18 protein-coding genes and 2 tRNA genes are annotated in these 26,855 nt (G+C 35.6%); 8 read left to right on the forward strand and 12 right to left on the reverse strand.

Annotation, left to right across the window (positions count from 1 at the left end):
- Positions 1-100: 100 nt before the first annotated feature.
- Together T429_RS11045 and T429_RS11225 are read right to left on the reverse strand one after the other, a co-directional pair.
- Entirely contained in the window at positions 101-649 is a 549-nt protein-coding gene (locus T429_RS11045) for an NAD(P)-dependent oxidoreductase (protein WP_244548681.1), read from the reverse strand.
- 48 nt (positions 650-697) lie between these two features.
- Complete coding sequence (locus tag T429_RS11225; RefSeq protein WP_322785256.1) at positions 698-1,018, reverse strand: Rossmann-fold NAD(P)-binding domain-containing protein; 321 nt, start codon at positions 1,016-1,018, stop codon at positions 698-700.
- Positions 1,019-1,953: 935 nt separating this feature from the next.
- On the opposite strand from T429_RS11225, the gene T429_RS0105535 reads away from it, so the two are divergent.
- From T429_RS0105535 to ilvC, 3 genes are all read left to right on the forward strand, one after another.
- On the forward strand, positions 1,954-3,075 hold the full coding sequence (locus T429_RS0105535) for an ATP-dependent DNA helicase (RefSeq protein ID WP_005773231.1): 1,122 nt from the start codon (positions 1,954-1,956) through the stop codon (positions 3,073-3,075).
- 84 nt (positions 3,076-3,159) lie between these two features.
- Positions 3,160-3,894 (forward strand): pyridoxine 5'-phosphate synthase, encoded by a 735-nt coding sequence (locus T429_RS0105540; protein WP_005773232.1) that lies wholly within the window; start codon positions 3,160-3,162, stop codon positions 3,892-3,894.
- Positions 3,895-5,039: 1,145 nt separating this feature from the next.
- The gene (ilvC, locus tag T429_RS0105545; protein ID WP_005773233.1) at positions 5,040-6,059 is read left to right on the forward strand and encodes a ketol-acid reductoisomerase; all 1,020 of its coding nucleotides are present in this window, start codon (positions 5,040-5,042) and stop codon (positions 6,057-6,059) included.
- Between the two features lie 127 nt (positions 6,060-6,186).
- Here the strand turns inward: ilvC and T429_RS0105550 are convergent, their stop codons facing one another.
- The 5 genes from T429_RS0105550 to T429_RS0105570 all read right to left on the reverse strand — a co-directional run bounded on the left by T429_RS0105550 (position 6,187) and on the right by T429_RS0105570 (position 13,756).
- On the reverse strand, positions 6,187-7,578 hold the full coding sequence (locus T429_RS0105550) for an amino acid permease (protein WP_005773234.1): 1,392 nt from the start codon (positions 7,576-7,578) through the stop codon (positions 6,187-6,189).
- A gap of 776 nt (positions 7,579-8,354) precedes the next feature.
- Positions 8,355-9,755 (reverse strand): amino acid permease, encoded by a 1,401-nt coding sequence (locus T429_RS0105555; RefSeq protein ID WP_005773235.1) that lies wholly within the window; start codon positions 9,753-9,755, stop codon positions 8,355-8,357.
- Positions 9,756-10,523: 768 nt separating this feature from the next.
- Positions 10,524-11,156, reverse strand: a complete 633-nt coding sequence (locus T429_RS0105560; protein WP_026500894.1) for a LysE family translocator — start codon at positions 11,154-11,156, stop codon at positions 10,524-10,526.
- Positions 11,153-11,761: a fumarylacetoacetate hydrolase family protein gene (locus T429_RS0105565; RefSeq protein WP_005773237.1), complete on the reverse strand. Its 609-nt coding sequence runs from the start codon at positions 11,759-11,761 to the stop codon at positions 11,153-11,155. The genes T429_RS0105560 and T429_RS0105565 overlap by 4 nt, the downstream gene beginning before the upstream one ends.
- A 426-nt stretch (positions 11,762-12,187) precedes the next feature.
- Entirely contained in the window at positions 12,188-13,756 is a 1,569-nt protein-coding gene (locus tag T429_RS0105570; protein WP_005773239.1) for a TerC family protein, read from the reverse strand.
- A 436-nt stretch (positions 13,757-14,192) separates the two neighbouring features.
- On the opposite strand from T429_RS0105570, the gene T429_RS0105575 reads away from it, so the two are divergent.
- A tRNA-Lys gene (locus T429_RS0105575) sits at positions 14,193-14,268 on the forward strand.
- A 574-nt stretch (positions 14,269-14,842) separates the two neighbouring features.
- Here the strand turns inward: T429_RS0105575 and T429_RS0105585 are convergent.
- The 4 genes from T429_RS0105585 to T429_RS11055 all read right to left on the reverse strand — a co-directional run bounded on the left by T429_RS0105585 (position 14,843) and on the right by T429_RS11055 (position 20,658).
- Positions 14,843-15,796, reverse strand: a complete 954-nt coding sequence (locus T429_RS0105585; protein ID WP_005773240.1) for a lysylphosphatidylglycerol synthase transmembrane domain-containing protein — start codon at positions 15,794-15,796, stop codon at positions 14,843-14,845.
- Positions 15,797-15,820: 24 nt separating this feature from the next.
- The gene (ybaL, locus tag T429_RS0105590; protein WP_005773241.1) at positions 15,821-17,563 is read right to left on the reverse strand and encodes a cation:proton antiporter domain-containing protein; all 1,743 of its coding nucleotides are present in this window, start codon (positions 17,561-17,563) and stop codon (positions 15,821-15,823) included.
- Between the two features lie 100 nt (positions 17,564-17,663).
- Complete coding sequence (secD, locus tag T429_RS0105595; RefSeq protein WP_005773242.1) at positions 17,664-20,177, reverse strand: protein translocase subunit SecD; 2,514 nt, start codon at positions 20,175-20,177, stop codon at positions 17,664-17,666.
- Between the two features lie 91 nt (positions 20,178-20,268).
- The gene (locus T429_RS11055) at positions 20,269-20,658 is read right to left on the reverse strand and encodes a hypothetical protein (RefSeq protein WP_005773243.1); all 390 of its coding nucleotides are present in this window, start codon (positions 20,656-20,658) and stop codon (positions 20,269-20,271) included.
- A gap of 177 nt (positions 20,659-20,835) precedes the next feature.
- Here T429_RS11055 and T429_RS0105605 point away from each other — a divergent pair, with 177 nt between their 5' ends.
- From T429_RS0105605 to T429_RS0105615, 3 genes are all read left to right on the forward strand, one after another.
- Positions 20,836-23,211 (forward strand): mechanosensitive ion channel domain-containing protein, encoded by a 2,376-nt coding sequence (locus T429_RS0105605; RefSeq protein WP_005773244.1) that lies wholly within the window; start codon positions 20,836-20,838, stop codon positions 23,209-23,211.
- Entirely contained in the window at positions 23,205-23,477 is a 273-nt protein-coding gene (locus tag T429_RS0105610) for a hypothetical protein (RefSeq protein WP_005773246.1), read from the forward strand. Before T429_RS0105605 ends, T429_RS0105610 begins: the two co-directional genes overlap by 7 nt.
- 598 nt (positions 23,478-24,075) lie before the next feature.
- Positions 24,076-25,002: an outer membrane protein gene (locus tag T429_RS0105615; RefSeq protein WP_026500895.1), complete on the forward strand. Its 927-nt coding sequence runs from the start codon at positions 24,076-24,078 to the stop codon at positions 25,000-25,002.
- A gap of 331 nt (positions 25,003-25,333) precedes the next feature.
- On the opposite strand, the gene T429_RS0105620 is transcribed toward T429_RS0105615, so the two are convergent.
- Positions 25,334-25,419, reverse strand: a tRNA-Leu gene (locus T429_RS0105620).
- A gap of 149 nt (positions 25,420-25,568) precedes the next feature.
- Here T429_RS0105620 and ilvA point away from each other — a divergent pair.
- On the forward strand, positions 25,569-26,846 hold the full coding sequence (gene ilvA, locus T429_RS0105625; RefSeq protein ID WP_005773248.1) for a threonine ammonia-lyase IlvA: 1,278 nt from the start codon (positions 25,569-25,571) through the stop codon (positions 26,844-26,846).
- The last annotated feature ends 9 nt before the right edge of the window (positions 26,847-26,855 follow it).

Consider the following 26,855-nt stretch of genomic DNA (forward strand, 5'->3'; position numbering starts at 1 on the left):
AGAAATACGCTTAATTCAAGGAAATAACCTATGATGTGTCGTGCAAATTTGATATGCTAGCGATAAAGAATAAATTTTATAAACATTGACTCAGCCGGCATTAAGCGCTCTTCATAAAAGACGTTATATTTTGACAAGCTTTTTCAATATAACTCTCAAAACTTTCTTTAGTCACATAGCCCAGATGCGGTGTGCACAGAACTCTGTCTGATTGCAATAATTTGCTCTCATATACTGGCTCGCTGTCATAAACATCCAGTGCAAAGTAAGTTGAATTTTCCAAAGTTAGTATTTTTTCTATTGCCCCTTTTTCAACCAAAGCTGAACGCGCTGTGTTGACAAAAATAGCATGAGGCTTCATACTTAATAGATCATCTAGTTTAATGATTTCTCTGGTTTTATCGCTTAAACGCAAATGTAGAGATATAATGTCAGGACGTGTAAAAAACTCATCTTTTGAATGCGTAAAATGATAACCTAAATTTTTTGCTTCTTGCGTTGAGCGCTCGCTCCCATAAACCAAAATGGACATGCCAAAAGCTTGAGCATATTGAGCAACCATTTTGCCAATACGCCCAAACCCGAATATTCCAAGAGTAGCCCCTTTCATTTGGTTGCCAAATGTTGTTTGCCATCGTCCTTTTTTCATATCAGACACAGATTGACAGAGTTTTCTACGCGCAGACATCATTAAGAGCTAGGCCAAATTCAGCAACAGAAGTTGGATTGCCACATCGTCTAAGATTTCAATTCCGAACTCTCTACAAGCTTCTATATCAATATGTGAACCTATAGGACCTGTTTGGCAGATTAATTTTAAATTTGGCAGTTTTAGGAGAAGATTTCTATCAACAATAGTCCGCTCTCTGATTAAGATAAGAATGTCTATTTCTCTGAGCTTATCTTCTACATTACATTCTTTAGCTAAATTATTTATAACAAGTACTTCATTAATTTTGTAATAGGCTGTAATGTTAGGGTGGCTTTTTGATAGTCGTCTGGAATCAATATTTTCAATTTAAACCTCCCGTTTCATTCATTAATATTTGAGCTTATTATTTCTAGCAATCAGAATAGCATTAATCAGTTAGTTTTTATAAACTTTAAAACATTGTGACAAAAAAGTTTGACTGAGTAGATGGAGAATTACACTTTTCTCATATTTTAGAGGACGAATCTGAAGTGCTAGGCTGGACTGAAACCATGTCCCAGTTTTCTTATAATAGACTACCAAGACGGCCATCTTTACGAACCAGATTTTATTGTCGAAACAGGAAAAGCTACATATATTTGTGCGAGATAAAGCGTGCTTCATATAAGCGTGATGTTTCTCTTTATTCATTGAGATATAACTTATTTGTAGCATGAAGAGTAAAATTTATTAAAATCATGATAAGAGGGAGATAGGAACTTTATAGGTATATCTTCATGGGATTAAGGAGTTTTGATGAGAGCTCTTTCTATTTCTGCCAAAAGGTTTTTGATATATTTAATTATTATTTCGTAATAATGGATGTACTTTATTTTATGTGTCAGAAAGCTGATTGATTGTATAAAATGGTATTCATAAAATTACATACTTCTTATCCTGTTACGGACATTTTTTCTCGCGAGGGTGTTACACTTGCAATGCTCTTTTTCTCATTCTAAACTTTGGTTAGAAAAAGCATCTATAGGTGTTATAGTAAATTTAAGATATGCATATTCCATTGTTGGTGTTACTGTTGTAAAAAATGACATTTTATTGGATAAGTATAAGGTGTTACATTGAGGATCGATGTATAGGTAAAATTTAAAATGTTACCAGATCTTGAAAAAGCAATGGGTAAATAATTGATAATTATGCTACGAAAGTTATTCAATAGCCTGTGTATGAGAAATTCTTAATGACAGTTTTTTTGGTCATGTTTTTTAATGCTTGCTCTTTTTATGCGAATCTTATTTTGATAAATCATGCAATTTTCGTCGGAACAGAATAATGCATTGAAGGCTGTTGCCGCGTGGTTGAGGGAAGGGCATTCTCCTCTTTTTCGCCTTTTTGGCTATGCGGGAACGGGTAAGACGACACTCGCACGCTATTTTGCAGAGACAGTTGATGGTTCTGTCCAGTTTGCTGCTTTTACGGGCAAGGCAGCGCAGGTTTTGCGTTCTAAAGGTGCAAGCAATGCTTGTACAATTCATTCATTGATTTATTGTCCACGTGGAGAAGAGGAAGTTTCCGATGAAATTACGGGGAAAAAGTCTATTGCTCCAACATTTACATTAAATCGAAGAAGTGCTGCTGCACAAGCTAAACTCATTATTGTTGATGAATGCTCGATGGTCGATGAACAATTGGCCCGTGATTTAATGAGTTTTCGGACGCCAATTCTTGTTCTTGGTGATCCAGGCCAATTGCCTCCTATTTCAGGTGGAGGCTTTTTTTCCAATGGAGAACCAGATTTTCTTCTCTCAGAAATTCATCGGCAAGCGAGAGATAATCCGATTATCCGGCTTGCTATGGATGTGCGTGAAGGACGCGATATTGCTTATGGTGATTATGGAGAAGCGCGCGTTGTGACACGTAAAGAGGTTAATCAACAATTGGTTTTGGATGCGGATCAGGTCTTGGTCGGAATTAATCGTACACGTCACCTTTATAATCAGCGTTTGCGTATGTTAAAGGGATTTACAGCAGATTATCCGCAAGCGGGAGATAAGCTTGTGTGTTTGCGAAATGATCCTGCTAAAGGTTTATTAAATGGCTCTTTATGGAAGGTGATGACTTCACAGAAAGAGACGGTTAAACCAAGTATTAATCTTCTGGTAAAACCAGAAGAAAGTGAGCGTGGGGTAACAAAAATTAAACTTTTAAAAGCAGCTTTTGAAAATCCTGATCAGGAAATTTCGTGGGCATTAAAAAAGCGATATGATGATTTTGATTATGGGTATGCTTTGACGGTTCATAAAGCGCAAGGTTCTCAATGGAACAATGTCGTTTTGTTTGATGAAAGTTTCGCCTTTCGTGATATGTATGCACGCTGGCTTTATACGGGAATTACCCGCGCAGCAGAGCGTTTAACGATTGTCCGATAGAAAAAATATGTGTATCATCTAAGTTTCAGATGGAAAATATCTTTTTTCTATCTTGTTACACACTATAGAAAAATGGAAATGGGCATGGCGGTAAAACTTTCGGTTAATCTTAATGCTGTTGCTGTTTTGCGCAACCGACGCAATCTTCCGTGGCCAAGTATCAAGAATATTGGGTATATAGCGCTTGCTGCTGGAGCGGCAGGGTTGACGGTTCATCCGCGCCCTGATGAAAGGCATATTCGTTTTGCGGATTTGCCAGATATATACGGTTTAATAAAGAACACTTTTCCTACGGCTGAGTTTAATATTGAAGGTTATCCAAGTGATCAGTTTTTGGGTATTGCTGAAAATTATGCTGACCAGATCACTCTTGTCCCTGATGATCCAGATCAATCAACATCTGATCATGGGTGGAATTTTGCTCAGAGTGCAGAATTTTTAGCCCCTATTATTCAGAATTTAAAAAAAAGAAAGATTCGTGTATCATTGTTTGCTAATCCTTCTATCGATGGTCTTGATATTGCTAAAGCAATAGGGGCTGATCGTGTAGAATTTTACACGGGACCTTATGGTGGTGCATTTCAGGACAAAATAAAACAAGATCAAGAGCTCGATAAACTTGTTCTGGCGGCAAAAAGAGCGAAAGAGTTGCAGTTAGGTATGAATGCAGGACATGATCTGACGATTATGAATCTTTCTGCTCTGGTTAAAAATATTCCTTGGCTTGATGAAGTTTCTATTGGCCATGGGCTTATTGCTGATGCGTTGGAGTATGGAATACATGCAACTGTTCAGCGTTTTCTTCGGTTATTATCGTAATCTTTTTCTCTCTGTAAAATTGGAAAAAAACTTTTATAAAGTCCAGTTTATCTTAAAAAAATAATTTTATATCTGTTTAAATAAATAGCACTGTTAACACGTGTTATAAATATTCTATTATTTCTCTGTTTATTGATCGTTTTTTGTTTTTTTGAGTGCTTGAGATACTTTTTATTTAGATCGTCATTATGAGGGACCTTCTTACTATGCTTTCTTCAAAGGGATAAGATATAGGGGGATGAAAAATAGAATTTTGAAAGTATTTTTCATTATAAGGAAATTGCTAGAGGATTTTTAATGAATTAGTACACGAATTTTCAGGGACTCATTTCATGGTTTTTCTTGTGAAATGCAAGGATTTTTATAATTTCATCAGAAATGGATTTAAAATCAGAAAATACTTTTTATAAATGAGATCCATGCAATACGCGTTGCTGTAATATTGGGAGCAAAAAATAGAGTGATGATATCAATTTATAGCTTTATGAAGGAAAGAGGGAGCACCATAAATCTTAAACTCTTACAAATTTTAGATTGGGGATTCTTGAAAAGAGCTCGAACACAGTGAGAGATTAAAAAAAGTGCGTGGGTGAATAACACAAGAGTGTTCTATTTTGGACATTTTGTTTCGTGTGAGAGGTGTGTCTATTAAAGAATGCAAAAAGTAAAAGTTGTAAGGGAATGCATATTCTCTGTTATTTTAGAGATATTGTTAGATATATGCTTTTGAAGGTTGTATTAAAACAATCTTTGTTATTTTGTAATTTTTCTTGCTATCCATATTAATTTGGTTCATGCTAGAAGTTATATGTTGTATCTTAATTTTAGGCTATAACGTTTTGTTGCGCGATAGAAGAATAGAATCTTAGCAGATATATTTTCTTTAGAAATCTTGTTTTGTGTAGGTATCGCCTTTGTAGGACAGCAGTTGAAGTTTATTTGGGGATTCATATATGTTTTGGGAATGTTTGGGGGCTACGGTTTTTCTATGCAATATGTAAACTTTAAAAGATTATTCAATTGTTGTGTTTTTATAAGCAGCGTTTTTTATCTTTATGAGTGTGTAATGCACTGAAGATAATGTTTCTTATTTAATAAAAATAATCTGAAATCCAGTTTAAATAGAGAAGGAAGGAAGTGTTTTTATGCGTGTTTATTATGATCGTGATGCGGATGTTAATCTCATTAAAGGAAAAAAAGTGGCCATTATTGGTTATGGTTCTCAAGGGCGTGCACACGCTTTGAATTTGAAAGATTCCGGTGTACAAAATGTGCAGATAGCTTTGCGTTCAGGGTCGGAAACAGTTAAAAAGGCTAAGGCCGATGGGTTTGAAGTGGTGAGTGTTGCTGAGGCAGCAAAATGGGCAGATCTCATCATGATGGCAACACCAGATGAGTTGCAAGCTGATATTTATAAAGAGCATATTCATAACCATTTACGTGATGGGGCGGCGATTGCTTTTGCTCATGGTTTGAGCATTCATTTTGGCTTGATTGAACCTAAAAAAACCGTTGATATTGTGATGATTGCTCCTAAAGGTCCAGGGCATACAGTTCGTCATGAATACCAACGGGGTTGTGGTGTTCCTTGCTTAATAGCGGTGGCGCAAGATGCTTCAGGGCATGCTCATAGTGTAGCATTATCTTATGCATGTGGACTTGGTGGTGGACGTGCTGGGGTGATTGAAACAACATTTAAAGAAGAGTGTGAAACGGATCTTTTTGGTGAACAAGCAGTTCTGTGTGGTGGTCTTGTTGAACTGATACGAGCAGGGTATGAAACACTCACACAAGCAGGTTATGCACCAGAAATGGCTTATTTTGAATGTTTACATGAGGTTAAACTGATTGTTGATCTCATGTATGAAGGGGGCATTGCAAATATGAATTATTCGATTTCTAATACAGCAGAATGGGGTGAATATATGTCTGGTCCACGTGTGATTACAGATGAAACCAGAGCAGAAATGAAGCGTATATTGAAAGATATTCAAACAGGTAAATTTACATCGAATTGGATTCAAGAATATAAGGCAGGTGCGGCTCATTTTAAAACTATGCGGCGTTTAAATGATAATCATCCTATTGAAGAAGTTGGTAAAAAACTTCGTTCTATGATGCCTTGGATAAAATCTAACGCTTTGGTTGATAAAGAACGTAATTGAAGTCTCTCCAGAGATCTTTTATCACCTTTATAATTTTATAGACAAATATCAAAAAAGGGTAACTTGAGTTACCCTTTTTATATGTTTTCTTGCAACACAAGCTTTATTGTTTAAAGGGCTTTATTTTTTAAGTTTTCGCATAATTCTTTCTTCCAAAAAGAAAATATACAATGCCTAAAAATATAAACCATGCTGGAGTGTATTTTAAAGCTATGGAAGTATCTGCTTCTAATGACAATAAATAAATAATGAATGCAAAGAAAACGAGAAGGATCCAACACATAATAACCCCCCCTGGCATTTTATAGGGAGAGACAGCATGCTGGAGAGGACGGTTGCGACGATAGACGATATAGCTGATCAAAATGATAGACCATACAAATATAAACAACGTTGCGGCAATTGTCGTAACAATTGTAAAAGCAGCTATGAGAGTTTGAGATAACGTTACAACCGCATAACCTAATAAGATGCATAAACATGAAAAGAATAATGCGTTGGCTGGAACGTGATTACGAGAAAGTTTTCCTAAAAATTTAGGTGCTCCTTTTTGTGTTGCGAGCCCATATACCATACGGCTGGTAGAAAAAATTCCACTATTTGCGGAAGACGCAGCTGCTGTGAGGACAACAAAGTTCATCAAACCAGCAGCAGTTGGAATACCAATAAGGGCATACATTGTTACAAAAGGGCTTTTATCTGGACTGATTTGATTCCAAGGCGTCACAGACATAATCACAAGAAGAGAGAAGATATAAAAGAATACAATGCGGATTGGTATTGAATTGACAGCTTGCGGTAGGGCTGTTTGAGGCTCTTTTACTTCAGCAGCCGCTGTTCCTGCCAGCTCAATGCCAACAAAAGCAAAAATAACAATTTGAAATCCAGCAAAAAAGCCTGTAATTCCTCGTGGAAAAAGATTTCCCCCATTCCATATATTGCTAAGGGAAGCAACTGTACCGTTTGGAGAAATAAAACCGGTGAAGATCATATAAAATCCCACAACAATTAAAACTAAAATTGCTATGATTTTGATAAAACCAAACCAAAACTCAAGTTCGCCAAAAAGTTTTACGGCGACGAGGTTAAGGATTAAAAAGGACATAAGACCAATGATAACAGGAAGCCATGGATTGAGTTCAGGCCACCAAAAGTGTGCATAACTGACAATAGCAATAATTTCAGCAGTTCCAGTAACAATCCAACACAACCAATATGTCCAGCCGATGAAGAATCCAGCACATGGCCCTAGAAGATCGGTGGAGAAGTCAATAAAAGATCGATATTGTGTATTAGAAAGCAATAATTCTCCCATAGCACGCATGACAAAGTATAGAGCACAACCAATAATCGCATAAACGAGGAGGATTGAGGGACCTGCTACACTGATTGTTTTTCCTGATCCCATAAAAAGACCTGTTCCAATCGCTCCACCAAGAGCTATAAGTTGTATGTGGCGGTTATGGAGTCCACGTTGCAATTTCTTCTTAGTTTTTTTTTCTAAATTTTGTTTGTTCATTTTTGGGAAGTTCCCTTTAGTTATTTTAAAATAAAAATTACCCTAAAAAAGATAATCTCTTCTATCGGAACATGATATGGTTAAGGAGTAAAGGAATTTTTTTCTATTATTTTATATAAATAATGAAAAAAATTTATAAATTAATGAAATAATTATTTTGTATAAAATTTATGTCATATAAATTTTAGTATAAAATTTTAATTTTTTATTATTTGTACATATTTATATTTAAAATATATTATATAAATAATGGAATTTTACTTATTATTGTTTATATTTGTTGCATTTTAATTTTATATTCATAATAACTATAATTATATATTAATAATATATTTTAAATATTTTCGAATAAATAATAATTTATAGTTTATTTAAAAGTATTTTATAGAAAAAATTTTGCAGTTATTTTAGATAAAATCTAAATATTTTTAGTCACCAATGTAGGTGAAGTTTTATAGAAAATTCTTTACAGAATAGCTCGTGTTTTATCCTATTATGCCGTACAAAAACCCTTGTTGAGAGCAGTGATAAAGCATAGAAAATTTTATACATTTTAGGTATTTTAAGAATGTGTGGTCAGTATTCAGGGGAGGCTTTGCTAGAGCCTTATGTAGGGTAGAACCATATGAGTGGTTAGCAGCACACTTCTTTTAACAGGTCAGATTATTTACAAATTTGTGCTGAGAGAAATTCTCTTTTTTTGAGGTGTTGGGAGACAGGTTAAGTAGAAAAAGGGTAACCCTTAGTTACCCTTTTTTGAAATGTTTTGTATGATCTTATTTATTTTTGGGAGCAATTTTTTTTCTTATAAACATAAAGTACATGATGCCTAAGAAAATAAACCAAAAGATACTGTATTTTAAAGCTGTTAGTGTGTCATGTTCTAATGTCAACAAATAGAGCATAAAAGCAAAGAAAACTAACACAACCCCGCACATAATGGGACCTCCCGGCATTTTGTAGACGGATTCAGCATGTAAATGAGGGTGATTGCGACGATACACAATATAGCTAATTAAAATAACGGACCATACGAATAAAAATGCAATCGCTGAAATGCAGGTCACAATTGTAAAAGCACTTATGATGCTTGGAGATGATGATGCAATTGTATATCCTACTAAAATACATAGGCAGGAAAAGAACAAAGCATTGGCTGGAACACGGTATTTGGAAAGCTTCCCTAAAATTGGAGGAGCCCCTTTTTGTGTTGCAAGTCCATATATCATACGGCTAGTTGAAAAAATACCACTGTTTGCTGAAGAAGCTGCTGAGGTGAGAACAACAAAATTGACCAAACCCGCAGCTATTGGAATGCCAGCGAGCCAAAACATGGAGACAAAGGGGCTTTTTTCTGGAACAATTTGATTCCAAGGTGTAACGGACATAATCACAGCAAGAGAAAGGATATAAAAAAGGACAATACGCACCGGTATTGCATTAATTGCTTTAGGGAGAACTTTTTTAGGTTCTTTGACTTCAGCTGCCGTTGTTCCAGCAATTTCTATACCAACAAAAGAAAAAATGGCAATTTGAAATCCCGCAAAAAAACCGGTAATCCCTCGGGGGAATATGTCTCCACCATTCCATACGTGACTGAGAGAAGCAACCGTACCATTTGGAGAAGTAAAGCCTGTAGCGATCATATAAAATCCAACAATAACTAATGCTAAAATTGCTACAACTTTGATAAGACCAAACCAGAATTCAAGTTCACCAAAAAACTTTACGGCAAGGAGGTTAAGGATTAAAAAGAAACCAATACAAGCAAAAACAACAATCCATGGATTAAGTGTTGGCCACCAGAAATGCATATAATTAATGATAGCAATAATATCTGCTGCTCCAGTCACAACCCAGCTTAACCAATAGTTCCAGCCAACAAAAAAAGCGATTCCCGGCCCTAGCATATCGGTTGAAAAATCAATAAGAGATCGATATTGTGAATTAGAAAGCAATAATTCTCCCATTGCACGCATGACAAAGTATAGAGCACATCCAATAATAGCATAAACGAGTATGATAGAAGGTCCTGCTACACTAATTGTTTTTCCTGATCCCATGAAGAGTCCCGTTCCAATAGCCCCACCGAGGGCTATAAGTTGTACGTGACGATTATCGAGTCCACGTTGTAGTTTCTTTTGAGGATCATCTTTTAAATTTTGTTTATGGTTCATTTTTTGGGGGTTCCCTTTGAATTATTTTGAAATTAAATGACACTAAAAAGGTATATTTCATATCGAAGCATGATATAAATGAGGAGTAAAGGAAAAAAACATTTTTTATGATTTTGTGTGGATAAAGAAAAGAATATAGTTCTGCAAAAAAGAATGTTTTTCTCTTAAATTAACATAACAGATATTTGAAGAGGGCTCTTTTTGTTGTTTTAATAACAAATAAATGGCTCATAAAAAGGATTCGATAGAGTACTCCTTTAAAATTATCTCTGGGAATTGTTAGACTTTTTTATGACTTTATAATAAATTATCATTTATCATCAGTATATTATTATTCATAAGAGAGCATTTTAATTTTTTCTCAAGGAGCGTTAGAGAATTGTCATTTTAGTTTAGGGAAAAGTCTTTAATGATCGAAAGTTTAAGTGCTTTCTAAAATCACTTTTTTTATTTTTATGATGCTATCATAAGTGAGAAGGAGTTATCCTTTTTACAAAGAAAAAGAGGAATGCCATACTTTTCTCTTTTAAAGTTGTGAATAATAATTTCCCTTATCTATTGATAATATTTTATAAAATTTTGCGTAAGGCTTTTACTTGTTGATACAAAAATTCTTTAGACGATGATAAAGAAATGCGGTGTCATTCAGTTATACAGAGAACATGAGAAGCAACTAGTGGTTGATCAGCTCTGTTAGAGGTTGGAATATTCATAGCGATAGATAGAATCACGGAATTAGCTTTGCGATCTCTTATCAAAGAGGAAGTGTTATCCAAAGAAAATGAAAAAAGAAAATAGAGACAAAACTGTTCCTGTCGCACTATTAATGCATCCTTTTATTTTTTTCTTTTTTAAAGTGGTGCGAGCAAATGATATAAAAATGGTCATTAAAGTAAACCATGCAAAGATATTAAAGGAATGTATCGTTACAAGTTCAAAACCTTTTTTATGACCGCCGCCAGACGCCAAAAATTTAGGAAAGGCCGCTATATAGAACATAGATACTTTAGGATTGAGTATTTGTGTCATAAAACCATCTACGTAGCTGGTTAAAAACTTCACTTTAGCTTCAGTATTCTTTTCATTTTTTTGTATTATTTCTTTTGAGTTTAAGGTGTTAATTCCAGATTTAATCGATTTAATGCCTATATATAATAAATAGCAGCTCCCCATGAGCTTTACCAAAAAAAAGAGCGTTTTGTTATTGAGAACAATTGCTGATACACCTAGTATGGAAAATGCACCATGTGCATATGTTGCTGTGCACAATCCTAAAACATTAGCAAATGCATTCTTTTTCCCCAGTCTCACTGCATTATCAATGATAAGGGCCATATTCGGCCCTGGTGAGATGACTAAAAAAAATGAAACGATGAAAAAGGTCAGTATTTGATGATTCATTTCACTTTTAGCTCTGAAATTAATTGATCTTCGAGATATAGTTCTATTTCATCAAATGAGGAAAGTTTTCCTACGCCTTGTGGAGTGCCTGTATATATGATATCACCATCTCTTAGCTGAATGTAGTGACTTAAAAATGATATTATTTTTTCAAAGCTAAAGATCATATTTTTCGTATTGCCAACTTGCCTCGTTTCACCATTCAACTTCATTGTAAAGGCTATTGGGGCATTCATTTTTTCTTTTTTTATGAAGTCAGAGACGTATGCAGCTCCTTTAAAGCCTTTAGATAAAAGCCAAGGAAGCTTTTTTTCTTTTAGTTTCGTTTGCAAATCTCTAGCGGTTAGATCAAGACCTATTGCTACAGCATCATAACATTCTTCAGCTTCTCTCTCATTGACCATAAAGGTATCCTTTGAGATTCTGAGCACAATTTCAGTTTCGAAATGTATTTCTTCAGAAAAGCTAGGAAGATCAATTTGATTTCCTAAGATGAGTGAACTATTCGGTTTGCTAAAGATAACAGGTTCATCTTGAACAACATTCCCTAGTTCATGAGCATGTTCAACATAATTATATCCGACACAGTAAATATTATTAATCATAGGAAATCTCCAAAAATGTCTTTTATATCGAAAATATATCACTAGGGTAACAATATCTTTTCTCATATCGCTCTATGAGCTTTGTAAAAAATATGCATTGTGTGGATTAATGATCAATTATTGATAATAAACAGTCAGTATTGTCTCTCTAAGCTTTTAATGAGAGGGTAGGCTATAGGGTTTTACAGAAAGAACATTAAGGAATGCGTGGGGAAACTCAGGATTTTTGCTTAGATGCTTCTCTAAGCAATCACAGTCGATGAGAATTTTTTGTACTAAAAATTCATTGATAACTTAATTTTTGTATATTCTTTCATGCTTAAAAAAATAAAATAAGGACGATATAATTAAGTTATCAATTTCCTATTCTTTTCACTTTTTCATCATGAAGAAAAATCTTTTTACTTATCTTATGGATCAAAAGAATTAGCTTTTTTCTGGTAACACAAGTGGAGAAATAAGGATTTTAGATATGTTTCGGCGTTCCATTTCAATCACTTTAAAGCGTAAACCTTCCGTTTCAAAACTTTCTCCTTCATTCGGCAAATGACCAAATTGCCAAAGCATAAAGCCTGCCAGAGTCGTATAACGGTCTGCTTCATCAACAAGATTTCGTCCAAGATAACTACTTAAACGGCGGATATCAGCGTATCCCTCTACAAGAAGGCTGCCATTTTCAAGTTGTTCTGCGATCATGAGCTCTTCATCGTCATCAGGAAAATCTCCCGCAATAGCTTCAAGAATATCGGTTGGTGTTGCAATTCCTTCAAAAGAGCCATGCTCATCAACAATAATTGCAAGCTGAATCGAAGAATGACGTAATTGTTCCATCAATCGTAAAACACTTGTGTTTTCATGAACAACAAGCGGTTCTCGCATCGCTTTTTTCCAATTAATCTTTTTACCCTCAGCCAGATTCAAAAGAAGATCTTTTGTCAACGCAACGCCAACAAATTCATCCACTTTTTCACGTGCAAGAATTAAGCGGCTATGCTTAACCTTTTGTAATTCTTCACGCATTTCATTTTCATCAGCATTTAAATCTAACCACTCAATCTCATTGCGCGGCGACATGATAGAGCGAACAGGACGATCTGCTAAATCGAGAACACCACGAATCATCTCTTTTTCTTCTGGTCTAAATAACTCAGAAGCTGCGGCTTGTTCCGCAATGACATCTACAGTTTCAGCAAGATGACTATCTTTACTTCCCCCTCCTAAGAGCCTTAAAACAGCATCAGCTGTTCTACTGCGTAGATCATTCGTTGTAATCATCTTTTCACGGTTACGACGTCCAATTTGATTAAAAGCTTCGATGAGAACAGAAAAACCAATAGCAGCATATAAATACCCTTTGGGAATATGAAAACCAAATCCTTCAACGATGAGCGTGAAACCAATCATCATCAAAAATCCAAGACAAAGGATTACAATGGTGGGATGACGATTAATAAAACGCATAAGAGGGCCAGAGCCACACATCATGACTCCCATAGCGGCAATGACTGCTATATACATAACTGTTGCTTGCTCTTTTGCGATCATACCTGTTGCGGTAATAATACTATCAAGTGAAAAAACAGCATCTAGCACCACGACTTGAACAATGACTTGCCAAAAAACAGCATAAGCAACGCCTGTTTTCCTTTCATGTGATACTCCTTCTAACCTTTCATGTAATTCTAACGTTCCTTTTGCCAGTAAAAAGGCTCCACCCCCAATTAAAATAAAGCTATGCCAACTAAAGACAAAGGATGAAAGTGAAAGAATGATCGTATCGAGTCTCATAACCCATCCAATAACTGTAAGAAGGAAAAGCCGCATGATTAATGCTAAAGTAAGACCTATCAAGCGTGCTCGGTCACGCAAATGCAATGGCAATTTTTCAGCTAAAATTGCAATAAAGATAAGGTTATCTATTCCTAAAACAATTTCGAGAAAAACCAACGTGACCAAACCAAACCACGCATGGGGATCAGTGATCCATTCCATCATTTCTTACCTTTTAAAAGCTTAAAAGCGCGCAATAGACAAAAAAAATTCATGAGCTTTTATTCGTATATTGGATCATAAACATTGAATGTAAAAAATTTACATTCAGAGAAAAAAACAGCAAAGCATTGCTTAAATGCATATGATTATTGATAAAACAAAACGACGTCCCATCTCGCTTACAATCACAAGAAGGTTCCTCTAAATTTTGCTCGGGCATTATGCTCGATAATCCTCCAACTATGGGTCCTGTATAACAAACAGAAAATTTATTTATAGAGCTTCTTATAATGGGTTTATTTTTATATAAGATCAAGTGGTGAATGTCATATTTTTAACCTTACAAACAGTGACTCTCTATAAAAAACAACAAAATATCTAGACATCTACCCTTAGGAGCGTTATAGAAACGTCCACTCTCATTTTTGGGAAAGCTTATGGGTGATTAGCTCAGTCGGTAGAGCAGCTGACTCTTAATCAGCGGGTCGTGGGTTCGATCCCCTCATCACCCACCATTTATTTTATATTATAAATAATTTATTGATTGCGTGAAATTTTTTAAGATATAAGAGGTTTAATGAAATTGGGGGAGGAAAAAGCTGACACTACACACTTTGTTCGTCCCAATATTATACCAGCAACTCTTGTCCTTGAAACGATTTAAAAGAGGTATTTTAATCCTTTTTTGTACAGTTTAACTTCAGGCGCTTCTTCCTGCTTATAACGTGCAAAAAACACGGTTTTGATTGATTCAAGGTAGGAGAGATTGGAAATGAGAGAATCTTACGGTATTCAAGGTGAATAACGATAAATTATCTTCATAAATCAATATGTTGTATATTATCGAAATGAGTGTTTTCTACACGGGTAGATATTTTCAAGTTTATGGGAATTTCTTTGAAGGAAAATAGATAAATATTTCTCTGTTTTTATTCAGAATAAGTTTCTTATCAAGGGAGCATTTCAAGTTCGAAGGAAAAAAAGATAAATAAAAATAATGATTGTATTAATTTACAGATACAACTTGAACTTCAATATGATCCTATCATTTATAAGCACACACAAAAGAAGCCATTGATAGCCTTTTACTTATTTAGGAGGTGTTTTGGGGGCTCTTTTCCAATATTGTTGTGCTTCAAAAATGGCAACCACAAATAACGAAATGATGAGTGGTATGATCAAATAGAGTATTCTAAAGACAATAAGTGCTGCGATAACATCGGTTGGATTTATATTGGGCATACCTGTTATGAAGAGCGCTTCAAGAACGCCGACACCTCCTGCTGGCGCATTGGAGAGAAGCGTTATCGTAAAAGATGCAAGGAAAACACCAAGAACAGAAATAAAATGAATATCTGCATTGTAGGGGAGAACAGCATATATAATTCCTGCTGCTCCTAAAAGCTCTAGAGGGCTAATGAGGAGCTGTTGAATAACAATTTTTAGTCGTGGATAGGAAAGCTGAATTTTCTTGCCCAAGCGTAAGGGCTTCAATTGCAGCCAACTCCCAAACGTATAAAGTGCTATGCAACTGAGTAAAATTGCTCCAACTGTCGTTCCTAGCCATTCGGGAAGCTCTTCATGAATGAGGGTGATAATTTCGGGTTGCAAAACCAAAACGATCCCCAACAGTAAGATTGTACCGATGACAAAAGTAAAAGAACAAAAACCTACTAATATGGCGATTTCTGTTCCATTTAATCCTTTCATTTTATAAGCGCGATAACGCACGACGGCACCAGAAAAAACTGAAGCACCGATATTATGCGAAAGAGCGTAAGTTGTGAATGAACAGATCGCAATAAAAATCCAAGAAATTTTATGGCCTAGATGTTGTAAGGCGATACGATCATAACCAGCAAGAGCAGCATAGGCAAGCAGAGAACATAAACAGGCTAATAACCAGTGCTGTGTATTTAAATCGCTCAAACGTTCCAATACGTCTTCGAACGAAATGGCAGAGAGCTTTATATAAAGAATCCGAACAGATATCAGCATTGCTAAGATACCAATTAAGGGCCATATAAATTGCTTTATTTTCACGCTTCTTTATCCATGTTATGTTTTCTATAAATTTTCATGATTATGCATATTCTTTACAGACCTTTGTTCTGTTATATGCTCTATAATGCCATTGGCAATTTCTTCATCATCCGTTACTACAACATCAGCCCCTAAATCAATGAGATAAGCTGTCTCTGTGTCAGATAATGCATGTGTGATTATCTGGATATCTTTCTGCATATCACGTATATTCACGATACATTCTCCGACTTCAATGGTACTTCGCATTGTAATAACAACTTTATGTGCATGATTTATATTGGCAGCGTTCATTATTTCTTGTTGAATAATATTGCCACAAATAACCTCAAAGCCATCGGCAATTGCTTTATCAGCGAGGCGTTTTGATTCTTCCACAATTACTATAGGGTGATCTCTATTTATTAAAGATAATGCAATACATTGACCAATACGACTATAGCCAATAATGACGATATGGTTGTTTTTTAAGGTTATTGGCAAAAAATCTTGGTCAGGATCTTGTGTATCAATATCAATAATTGTTTGGGTATTTTGTGAAGAGGCAGAAATTTTTTCTAGATGTTTTTTTATTTTGTTACAGGCAATGAAAACAAGAGGATTGAGCAAAATAGAAAAAATTGCTCCTCCAAGAATTAAATCATGAGCGTCATTGTTTAAAAGTCCTAAGCTTAGACTTAAACCCGCAAGGATAAAGGAAAATTCTCCGATTTGGGCAAGGCTTGCAGCAATCGTTAAAGCTGTTGCATTTGAATAGCGAAAAGCTTTAACGATGAAAAAAGCGACAGCAGATTTTCCAATGACGATAATAAATAAGGTTGCTAAGAGAGGAAAAAAATGAGTTAAGAGCTTTTCTGGATCAAATAACATGCCTACAGAAACAAAAAAGAGAACAGAAAAGGCATCGCGCAGGGGTAAAGATTCTTCAGCAGCATGGTGACTTAATTCTGATTCGCTCATAACCATACCGGCAAAAAAAGCGCCAAGAGAAAGAGAAACCCCAAATAAATGAGCGGCTCCAAATGCTACGCCTAGGGCAATAGCAAAGACACTGAGACGGAATAATTCGCGTGATCCCGATTGTGCGCTCATTTTTAAAAGCCACGGGATAACACGTCGCCCAATGACGAGCATCAATGCGATAAATATAATGACTTTCAGGATGGTGAGACCAAAGACACCCCAAATACTTAAATCCAACCATTGAATAAGAGGATCCAATGCTTCTTTGTTTGTATGGTTGAGGGTGCTTGCCAGGGAGGGAATGAGGACAAGTATAAGGACCATTGCTAAATCTTCAATAATCAGCCATCCAACAGCAATGCGGCCTTTTTCTGTTTCAATAAGATGACGCTCTTGCAAAGCACGTAACAGGATAACAGTACTTGCTATGGATAAAGCAAGTCCGAAGATCAAACTCCCGCTAAGGCCCCAACCCATAATCAGACCAAGACATAAGCCTAGAAAAGTAGAAAATGCCATTTGCGCAATAGCAGCTGGGACAGCAATCGCTTTGACAGATAAAAGGTCTTTTAAGGAAAAATGGAGCCCAACACCAAACATGAGCAAAATAATACCAATTTCAGCAAGTTGATTGATAATAACGGAATCTATTTTAAATCCGCCTGTATTGGGGCCCACAATAACACCAGCTAACAAATAGCCCACAAGGGGTGAAATCCGCAAACGGCTAGCAATCATTCCCAAAAGAAACGCTAAACATAAACCGGCAACAATGGTTGTGATAAGTGGTGTGTCGTGGAGCATGGATTATTTACTATTCTTGATCAAAAAGTGAATGAATGAAAATGCCTCTTATTTCTTCGAGAAGAGAGGAATGATGTATCATATGTATTAAAGAACATTTTCATTTCGCTTTCGTATTTACACGATTATTTCGTTCACGCCACCAATTTCCTAGCAGCAGTAAAATAGGAGCAGCAATAAAGATAGAAGATGATGTTGCAACAATAATTCCAAAGACCATGGGCAATGCAAAATTATGAACGGCACTTCCACCCCATATCGCCATAGGAAGCATAGCAAGAATTGTTGTGGCGGATGTAAAAAAACAACGGACAAGAACTTGATTAATCGACAGATCAATCAGTTCGCGCAATGGCATTTTTTTATAAAGACGCATATTCTCGCGCATCCTATCATAGACAACAACCTTATCATTTATAGAGTATCCAACAATTGTTAAGAGTGCAGCGATGGCTGTTAAATTAAAATCAAATTGAAATAGAGCAAAAAAGCCGATCATTTTTGTGGTATCTAGAATGAGTGTGACAATGGCTCCAATAGCAAAGAACCATTCGAAGCGTAGCCATATATAGAGAGTCATGGCAATAGCTGCAAGAATGACAGCTGTAAATGCAGCTGTGGCAAGTTCACCTGAAATTTTGGGGCCAACAACTTCTATTTGATCAAATGTGGTATCAGGATAGATATTTTGTACAGCTGTTTTGACTTTATCAATGGCGATGGTTTGTTGCGCTTCGCTCCCACTTTGTTTCTGCATGCGAATGAGTACGGTGTTTTCATTATCGATATTTTGCAGGCTAATTTCCCCAATATTAAGGGTAGAAAGCTTGGAACGCAGGGTTGCTAGGTCTGCTGGTGCTTTCGTGGTAATACTCATTTGGCTGCCGCCAATAAAATCAATTCCAAAATTCAAACCAGGTTTAAAAAAGAGAAAAACTGAAGCTATTGATAAAATAATTGAGACACCAATTCCAATGAATCGCGCTTTCATAAAGTGGAAAGTTGTATTTTGGGGGAGAATGTTGAAGGCAGAGTGAATATGCAATTTTTTAATTTTCCATCTACGAACAATCCAAATCATGATGATGCGTACAATGGTAATATTTGTGAACATGGAGATGATAATCCCAAGCAACATAGTTACAGCAAAACCACGAACGGGACCGGTACCAAACCAAAAGAGTAAAACAGTTGCTATAATTGCCGTAACATTTGCATCAACAATGGTTGCAAAAGCCTGTTTAAAACCACGATCTAGGGCAGCAAAAGCACTCACACCTTTTCGACTTTCTTCACGGATACGTTCATTGATGAGAATATTCGCATCAACGGCAATACCGATGCCTAAGATAATACCGGCAATACCAGGTAGGGTCAGCGTCGCACCGAGGAGGCTAAGGGCTGCAAATGTTAAAATCGTGTGGAGCGCTAGGGCTATATTGGCAATAAGCCCCCAAATTCGGTAGAGAAGAAAAATAAAAATTGCAACAAGTATAAAACCGATTATGCCGGTGTAAAGTCCCATTTGGATAGCATCAGCACCAAGATTTGGACCTACCGTTCTCTCTTCAATGACTGTGAGTGGAGCGGGGAGGGAACCAGCGCGGAGCAGAGCAGCCAAAGTTGAGGCTTCTTTGGAATCAAAGTTTCCTGTAATTTGACCTTGCCCATTGGGAATGACACTATTGATGGTAGGAGCAGTTAAAACCTTATGATCCAAAACAATAGCAAAAGGACGGTTAATATTTTGTCGTGTTATATCGGCAAATATTTTTGCACCAGCAGAATCTAGCGTAAATGAAATAATAGAACGTCCTGGTATTTGCGGGTCGAAACCAGCGCGGGCGTCTTTAAGGACATTTCCATCTAAGGCAATTTGATCATAAATTGCATAATGTTGTGTTTCATCAGTATATCCAGGAAGAATGGAAACACCTATAGGGGGATTATTGGGGTCCACATTAGAGGGAACAAGATGAAAACTCATCTTAGCGGTCGTGCCTAAAAGATCTCGCAGTTGTTTTGGATCTTGTAAGCCAGGCAATTGGACCATAATACGATCATTTCCAACCTTTTGGATCGCTGGTTCTGAAACACCAACTTGATCGATACGGCGACGGATGATTTCTAAGCTTTGTTCAATGGCGTTGCTTACACGATCTTTTATCCCCGCTTGTGTTAACGTGACACGGATTATTTCATTTTGAGCACTAATTGTGATGTTATGTTCTGTCGTCCCAAAACTGCTGTGTATGGGTGTTATTAATGTTTTTAAGGCTGCGAGAGCTTTTTCAGTTTGTGATGCATCAGAAATAAGGGCAACAACACTATCTTCGACGATACGAACACTTGAGGTACGGATTTGTTTTTCACGCAACGCATTGCGCACATTGCTTAAAACGGTGTGTAATTGATCGCGTTTTAATGTTTTGCTATCAACTTCGAGCAGGAGAGAAGAGCCTCCTTGAAGATCAAGACCAAGGGCTACACGAGTGTCGGGTAAGAATTTTGAATTTTTAACTTGTTCGTGTGAAAATAAATTGGGTAAGGCAATATAAATGCTGCTTAAAAGGATAAAGCAATAAAGGGTAGTTAACCAACGAGGTGTACGCATGATATATTCCGCTAATAGGCAATCTAACAGTGATTCAAAGTTAAAAGCACGAGTAAAGTAAGATGATCGTTTTATAATTCAAGGAAAAGGATTAGGTGTGTTCATGGGGAGGAGCTCGTTTATTTGAAAAATATTGCGTTTTGACGGTATGAAGTCGTTTATAAATAGCTGAAATTTTTATTGAAAAGAGTTCCAATGTTAGAACTTTTTGAAAGAGCCTCATAAAAATAGATTCTGCATGGAATGTTACAATTTTTAGGGTTTTAGTTGTTAGTACATTCAATTGAACACACTTGTTGGGTAAATCAAATCTATTCGTTTTAATAATATTCCTAATGATATTAATGGTGTCTGATTGTTTGATAAAAGAAGCACGCGTTCCTAGATTGCTTGTCAAAAATACACCCAAACTGGATAGAAAAATCCAAGTCATCAATGGGAGCAAATTTTCTTTTTTGCAATAGAGGTACAAAAAAATCATGCGAGAGTGTCTTCTTTAATCTTATTAAGTTCAGCTTACAATTATTCCCTCTTATTATCAGTATTATAGGATAAGGGAAAGCTTTTATAAGATTATTCTACAAAAGTTGAAAATATCTGCCTTATACTATATTTAAAAAAGAGCAGATAAAATACTTTTTGTATACCTAAGGTAGATATGTATTCATTTTGTAGAAAAAATACCCATATACTTTTCCTTCTTTTGGGGATTGTCGTTGTTTTTAATTCTGGCGCATGGGGAAATGAGGGCGCGCGCGATACAATTGTCGAACAGACAATAGCTTCTTATTCAGTTGATGAAATTATTCAAAAACAACAGTTGATTATTGAGAATCTTGAAGAAAATACTGAAACTTTAAAAAGAGATTTTGACAGAAAATTAGAAGATGGGCATGCTCTGGAAGAATTGCGCTTACGTGCACAAGATATCAGTGAACGTGCGCTCGAGGCAGCATTTGTTTTGCGTTCTCCTCTTAATGAGATTAATGCACTTCTTGATCAATTAACCGAGCTTAATCATGATGTAAAAAAACTGAAAAGTTCAGTGAAAGAATACGCTTACTTGATAGAGCAAAAAGCTAAAATTAATCGTATTATGCTTCGCTTTGAAGCAATTTTTTTGGCGACAAATAGAATAGCTGAACTTTCTATTTCTCAATCTCGTGAGCTTTTTAAACGCACCCTGACCGATAGGCTTGAATTTTCGATACCGATGATTCAACATCTTATCCAGAAAACAAAAGAAGCTTCATCAGATTTTCTTTTGCTGTTGAGTTCTTGGTGTGGTTTTATCTTTTATTTCAAGCCGTTACAGCTTTTTCTTTGCTTTTTGATTCCACTTTTCATCACTTTGGGACTTTCATATTTTTCTCGTAAGATTCTTGTCCATGTATATTGCCATTTTACCAAGTCTAATGAGGAAATATCCTATTTACAACGCTTATTGATCGCCTTTATTTCAGTTCTTCTCCCTTCGCTTATCTGTGTTCTTTGCGTTTATCTTGTGTTATTTTTGTTTCGTAATTTTAATTTAGATCCAGGTAAGCTTACAACTGTTTTTAATACGATCGGTTGTCAAATCATTTTAGTCTTTTTAATCAATCGCTTAGCAGTTGTTCTTTTATCATCAAATATGCCCCATATACGTCTTTTCAATGTTGCACCATCATCGGCTTATCAATTGGTGATTTTACTCACTTCTTTAGGGGGTGTTTTGGCATTTGATGCTGTTTTTGATAGTATTTATCAAATTATTTCAGCACCTCTATCTTTGACAATTGCTAAAAGTTTTATTGCTGTTTTTCTTGTCGCGATATTGCTGTTTATAATAGCATTTATCCCTTTGCGCTTTAGACGTCAGTCTTTTTTAGGAGAGAAAAGAGAAGCATATTTTTGGCCATTTTATATACGCGTTCCTTTTATTGGCTTGGGATTATTGCTCTTTGTGTTGAATTTTTTAGGCTATGTTGGTCTCGCGCGTTTTATTATGCAGCAAATTATGATTGGTGGAGCATTTTTAGTTCTCATGTATTTAGGCATAAAAAGCGCTCAAGCAATTGGAACTAAAGGACAATTTATGAAGACAACTGTTGGTCATTTTTTGATGCAGAGGTTTCATTTAGAAGAAAAAACAATGAATCAATTGGGAATTGTTTTAAGCGTTTTTCTCAATTTTTTTGTTGTTGTATTTTGTGCAATGCCAATCGCTGCACAGTTTGGATTTTCCTATTCCGATTTTAAAGCAGTTTTGTGGCAATCGGTGAGCGGTTTTCAGATCGGAAATATGACTCTTTCTTTGATTTCTCTTGTCACAGGAATTATTTCTTTTGGTGTTTGTTGGTTCCTTATTCGCCGATTTATTGATTGGTTAGATCATGTAGTGTTGGACCATGGAGAATTCGATTCTGGTGTCCGTAATTCTATCAAAACAGTGATAAGTTATGGAGGCGTTGTTCTGTCTGCTTTGACAGGATTATCAATGGCAGGTTTGGATCTTAGAAATTTTGCTCTTATTGCTGGAGGCCTTTCACTTGGTATAGGTTTTGGTTTACAGAATATTGTTCAAAACTTTGTCTCTGGACTTATTATTTTAGTTGGAAGACCATTTAAAATAGGAGATTATATAGAGTCCGGATCAGTAGGGGGGGTTGTTAAGCGTATTAGTGTACGAGCAACAGAACTTGAGACCATTCAGCGCAAAACGATTATTATTCCCAATTCAAGTCTTATTAATAATAACGTTAGTAATTGGACACGACGCAATAAGGTTGGAAGAATTGATATTCCGGTGACTGTGTCATCTAAGGTTGCTCCAGAGCATGTTGTTGAAATTTTATTAGAGATTGCTTCTTCGACAGAAGGTGTTTTAAAAAATCCTCTCCCACAGGTGAGTTTTACAGCATTTGATAATAAGAGCTTTTCCTTTAATTTGGCTGTTTATGTCCCTAATATTACCGCACCTTCTCATGTAACCAATACTCTTCGATTTGTCTTATATAAGCGCTTTACTGAGGAAGGAATCTTAGAATGCTGAAATATATTTATACTTTAATGACAGGTATTTTGTTGAATATTTTTACCATAACGGCTTTTGCAGCAACAGTGAAAAATATTGATTTAAAGATACAGCCTCTCATCGTTGTCGAAGGAAGTATACCTTCAAAGTTTTCTTTAAATACACATCAAACAATAACAATTTGTATGAAGGGATGCTTTATCACTTTTCCTAATAAAGACCGTTTTGTAATAAAGGCAGATGACATTATAGAAATTAGTAGGGGAAGGGCAATTTTTAAATAAAATGATTGAAAACTTTTGTTTTGAAACAAGTTTTAGAAGGAAATAAAATTGCACGTGTTTCATATTACCTTTTGAAAAATGATAGGAAAAAAGGGATGATTTTCCTGTAAGATAGTTTTTACCCTCTATATAGACAATATACATTATATATTTTTGATATAAAACATTGAGTTATATTTATAATACTTTTAATAAATATTTATTTTATAAAAATAATTACATCATTTTTAGCAATTTTAATTAATTTATCTCATTAAAAAAGACATGAAATATCCTTTTTTGTATTTTTTAGTGAGATAAATTTAATACAAAACGTTTTATATTTTCTCATTTTAAGATATATAATAGATACTTTTATTAAATATTTATAATTTTAAGTATTTAAATTCTAATATTTTTAAATTTATTAAAATTTATTTGCTAAACTTCAATTTTGATGTAATGATGTATTTATATAGTGATTAGTTTAAATGTAACTATATTTAAATATAACTATACAAGGAGTAAATGCGATTTTTTGGTATAATATTTTATAAAACTTTGTTTTTCTAAATGTGATTTTTGATTATATTTAAATTTAGCAATGGGGTATAATTTTATGAATACAAAATTTCTAACAGCATCTATTTTTTCTTTTATTTCACCTTCTATCGTACAGGCTGCTGATGTGGTAGCCCCAGAAGAGCCAGTACATCCTGTACATGTTGTTTCAGAAGTTGTTTCTTCTTCACCCTTTTCTTGGGCTGGTTTTTATTTTGGAGGTCAAATTGGTGGCTTTTCAAGTAAAGTTTCTGGAACAACGCGTGATGTTGATATTCCTCTCTATCCTGATGAGGGGAGTAAAAATAAGCCATGGGTGCCCCTTGAAAAACAGTATAAGCCTGAACTTTCTGGGTTTGTAGGTGGTTTATATGCGGGTGTTAATTTTGATCTTGGTAATAATTTGATTGTTGGGCTTGATACCGATATCATTTTAACGGAAAAAAAGGATACAAAAACGAAATTTCAGGCTGATGAATCGAGTGCTAGTGGATCAAGCACTGAAGAAACTGAGTCTACTGGCACTGATACTGAAGGTACAGAAGATGGAAATGGAAAAAAGGCCAAATTTGTCCTTGGACAGCGTGGGGACTTTCGATCTGATCCAGAGAATAAAGAAGAGAAAAATAGTTTAACTTTTAATCATACGTTCAAACAAAAATGGACGGGTGCCACACGGGTACGTGTTGGGTTTTCTACTGGTCGGGTGATGCCTTATATTGCTGGTGGTGTTGCTTATGGACAGTTTGAAGATATTTTATCCACAGTTATTACAGGAGAAGAACCCTTCAATAAGACAGAGGATGCTAAAAAAACGATGATTGGTTATACTCTCGGTGGTGGTGTTGATTTTGCAATGACAGATAATTTTATTGTACGTGCAGAATATCGTTACTCGGATTTTGGTAAAAAGAAATTTAAAGACGAGGTCGAACTTAAGTATAAGACGAATGATTTCCGTGCAGGAATAGCTTACAAATTTTAGTTTGTGTGGAAATAAAGAAGCTCAAGTCTAACAGGTCCTATCTTTGATAGGGCCTTTATTTTTTGAAATTTTATGCATGGTAAATCTCTTTCATGGTAAAGAAAGAGATCTTTGATTTTGAGTAACGATGAGGAGGTAAGGAAGCATTACTCAGATTCTTAATTATTAAGAATGAAGTTGCTTTGATTCATAAGGTATAGCTAAAATATTTGTGTACAAAGAAGGGACGCTTCGCTCTTCGCATTATGACAGTTTCAATTGATAATCGTTATAGCGTTGCTTAAAAAGCGTTTTTCTACCCAAATGATGAGAAAACAAAAAAGGCATGGAATGGTGCGGACGGCGGGACTTGAACCCGCAAGGTCTTCGACCGGCAGATTTTAAGTCTGCTATGTTTACCGTTTTCATCACGTCCGCGATGAGAGTTCTCTCATAAGCTATATCTTTTATTGAATCAAGAATTAATGACAAAAGAAAAAATTTTCATTTTTTTTTCGTGAAATTTTGACTGACAATGGTTTTCTTTATCGCTAGAAGAAGCCTGTATAATATAAATAAAGCATGAAATGATCAGTGTTATGACTAAATTTATTCAAGATGTCACAAAAGCTATGGTGGGATTACATCACGTGTTTGCTGAAACCCCCCTTCAAAGAAATGATTTTCTAAGCCAAAAATATGAGGCAGAAATTTATTTGAAGCGTGAAGATTTAACACCGGTGCGGTCTTATAAGATTCGTGGTGCTTTCAATTTTGTTTCAGAAATGTTGAGCAGTATATCGTCAGATTCTGCATTTGTGTGTGCTTCAGCAGGGAATCACGCACAAGGGGTTTCTTTTGTTTGTCGTTATTTTAAACGTAAAGGCGTGATTTTTATGCCTATGACAACGCCACAACAGAAAATTGAGAAGACACGTATTTTTGGTGAAGAGTTTATTGATATTCGTTTGGTTGGTGAAACATTTGATCAATGTTATGAAGCTGCGCAATCTTTTGTCGTCGAGAACGGTGGTGTGATGGCTCCTCCGTTTGATGATATTCGCATTATTACGGGGCAAGCAACTGTGCTCTGTGAAGCTGCTTTGCAATGGAAAAAACTCAATGGAGAAAGTGAACCAGATTTAATGATTGTGCCGGTAGGGGGAGGTGGTTTGGCAAGTGGGATAAGCAAGTTTTTACGGGAATATGGTTGGAATACAAAGCTTCGTTTTGTTGAACCCCAAAGAGCTGCAAGCTTGCTTGCTTGTTTGGAGAGTGGAAAAAGGGTCAAACTAGAAAATATTGATACTTTTGTAGATGGGGCTGCGGTGGCTGAAATTGGTGCACTAAACTATACAATTTTAAAGCATTTTTCTCCTGATTCTGTCATTACGGTTCCTGAAAATCGCGTTTGTTCTACGATGGTTGAAATGCTTAATGTAGAAGGTGTAGTTCTTGAACCAGCTGGTGCTTTATCGATTGATGCGCTTAACAGTATTCCATCTCAAGAGTTAAAGGGTAAAAAAATTATTCTCGTTATTTCAGGAGGTAATTTTGATTTTGAGCGTTTGCCAGAGATTAAAGAGCGTTCTTTACGTTTTGAAGGCTTGAGAAAATATTTTATTTTTAGTTTTCCGCAGCATCCTGGTGCATTGCGTCATTTTCTGTCCACATTATCACCGGATGATGATATTGTGCGCTTTGAATATTTTAAAAAATCAGCGAGAAATTTTGGTTCTGTATTGGTGGCGATTGAAACAAAAAAATACGACAATTTTCGTCTCTTAGAAGAAAAATTTCAAGCGTTAGGTTGGCGCTATCGTGATATTACGGATGATCAAACATTATTTGATTTTGTTATTTGAAAATATTGA

The organism is Bartonella elizabethae F9251 = ATCC 49927, assembly GCF_000518165.1.
GTDB lineage: Bacteria > Pseudomonadota > Alphaproteobacteria > Rhizobiales > Rhizobiaceae > Bartonella > Bartonella elizabethae.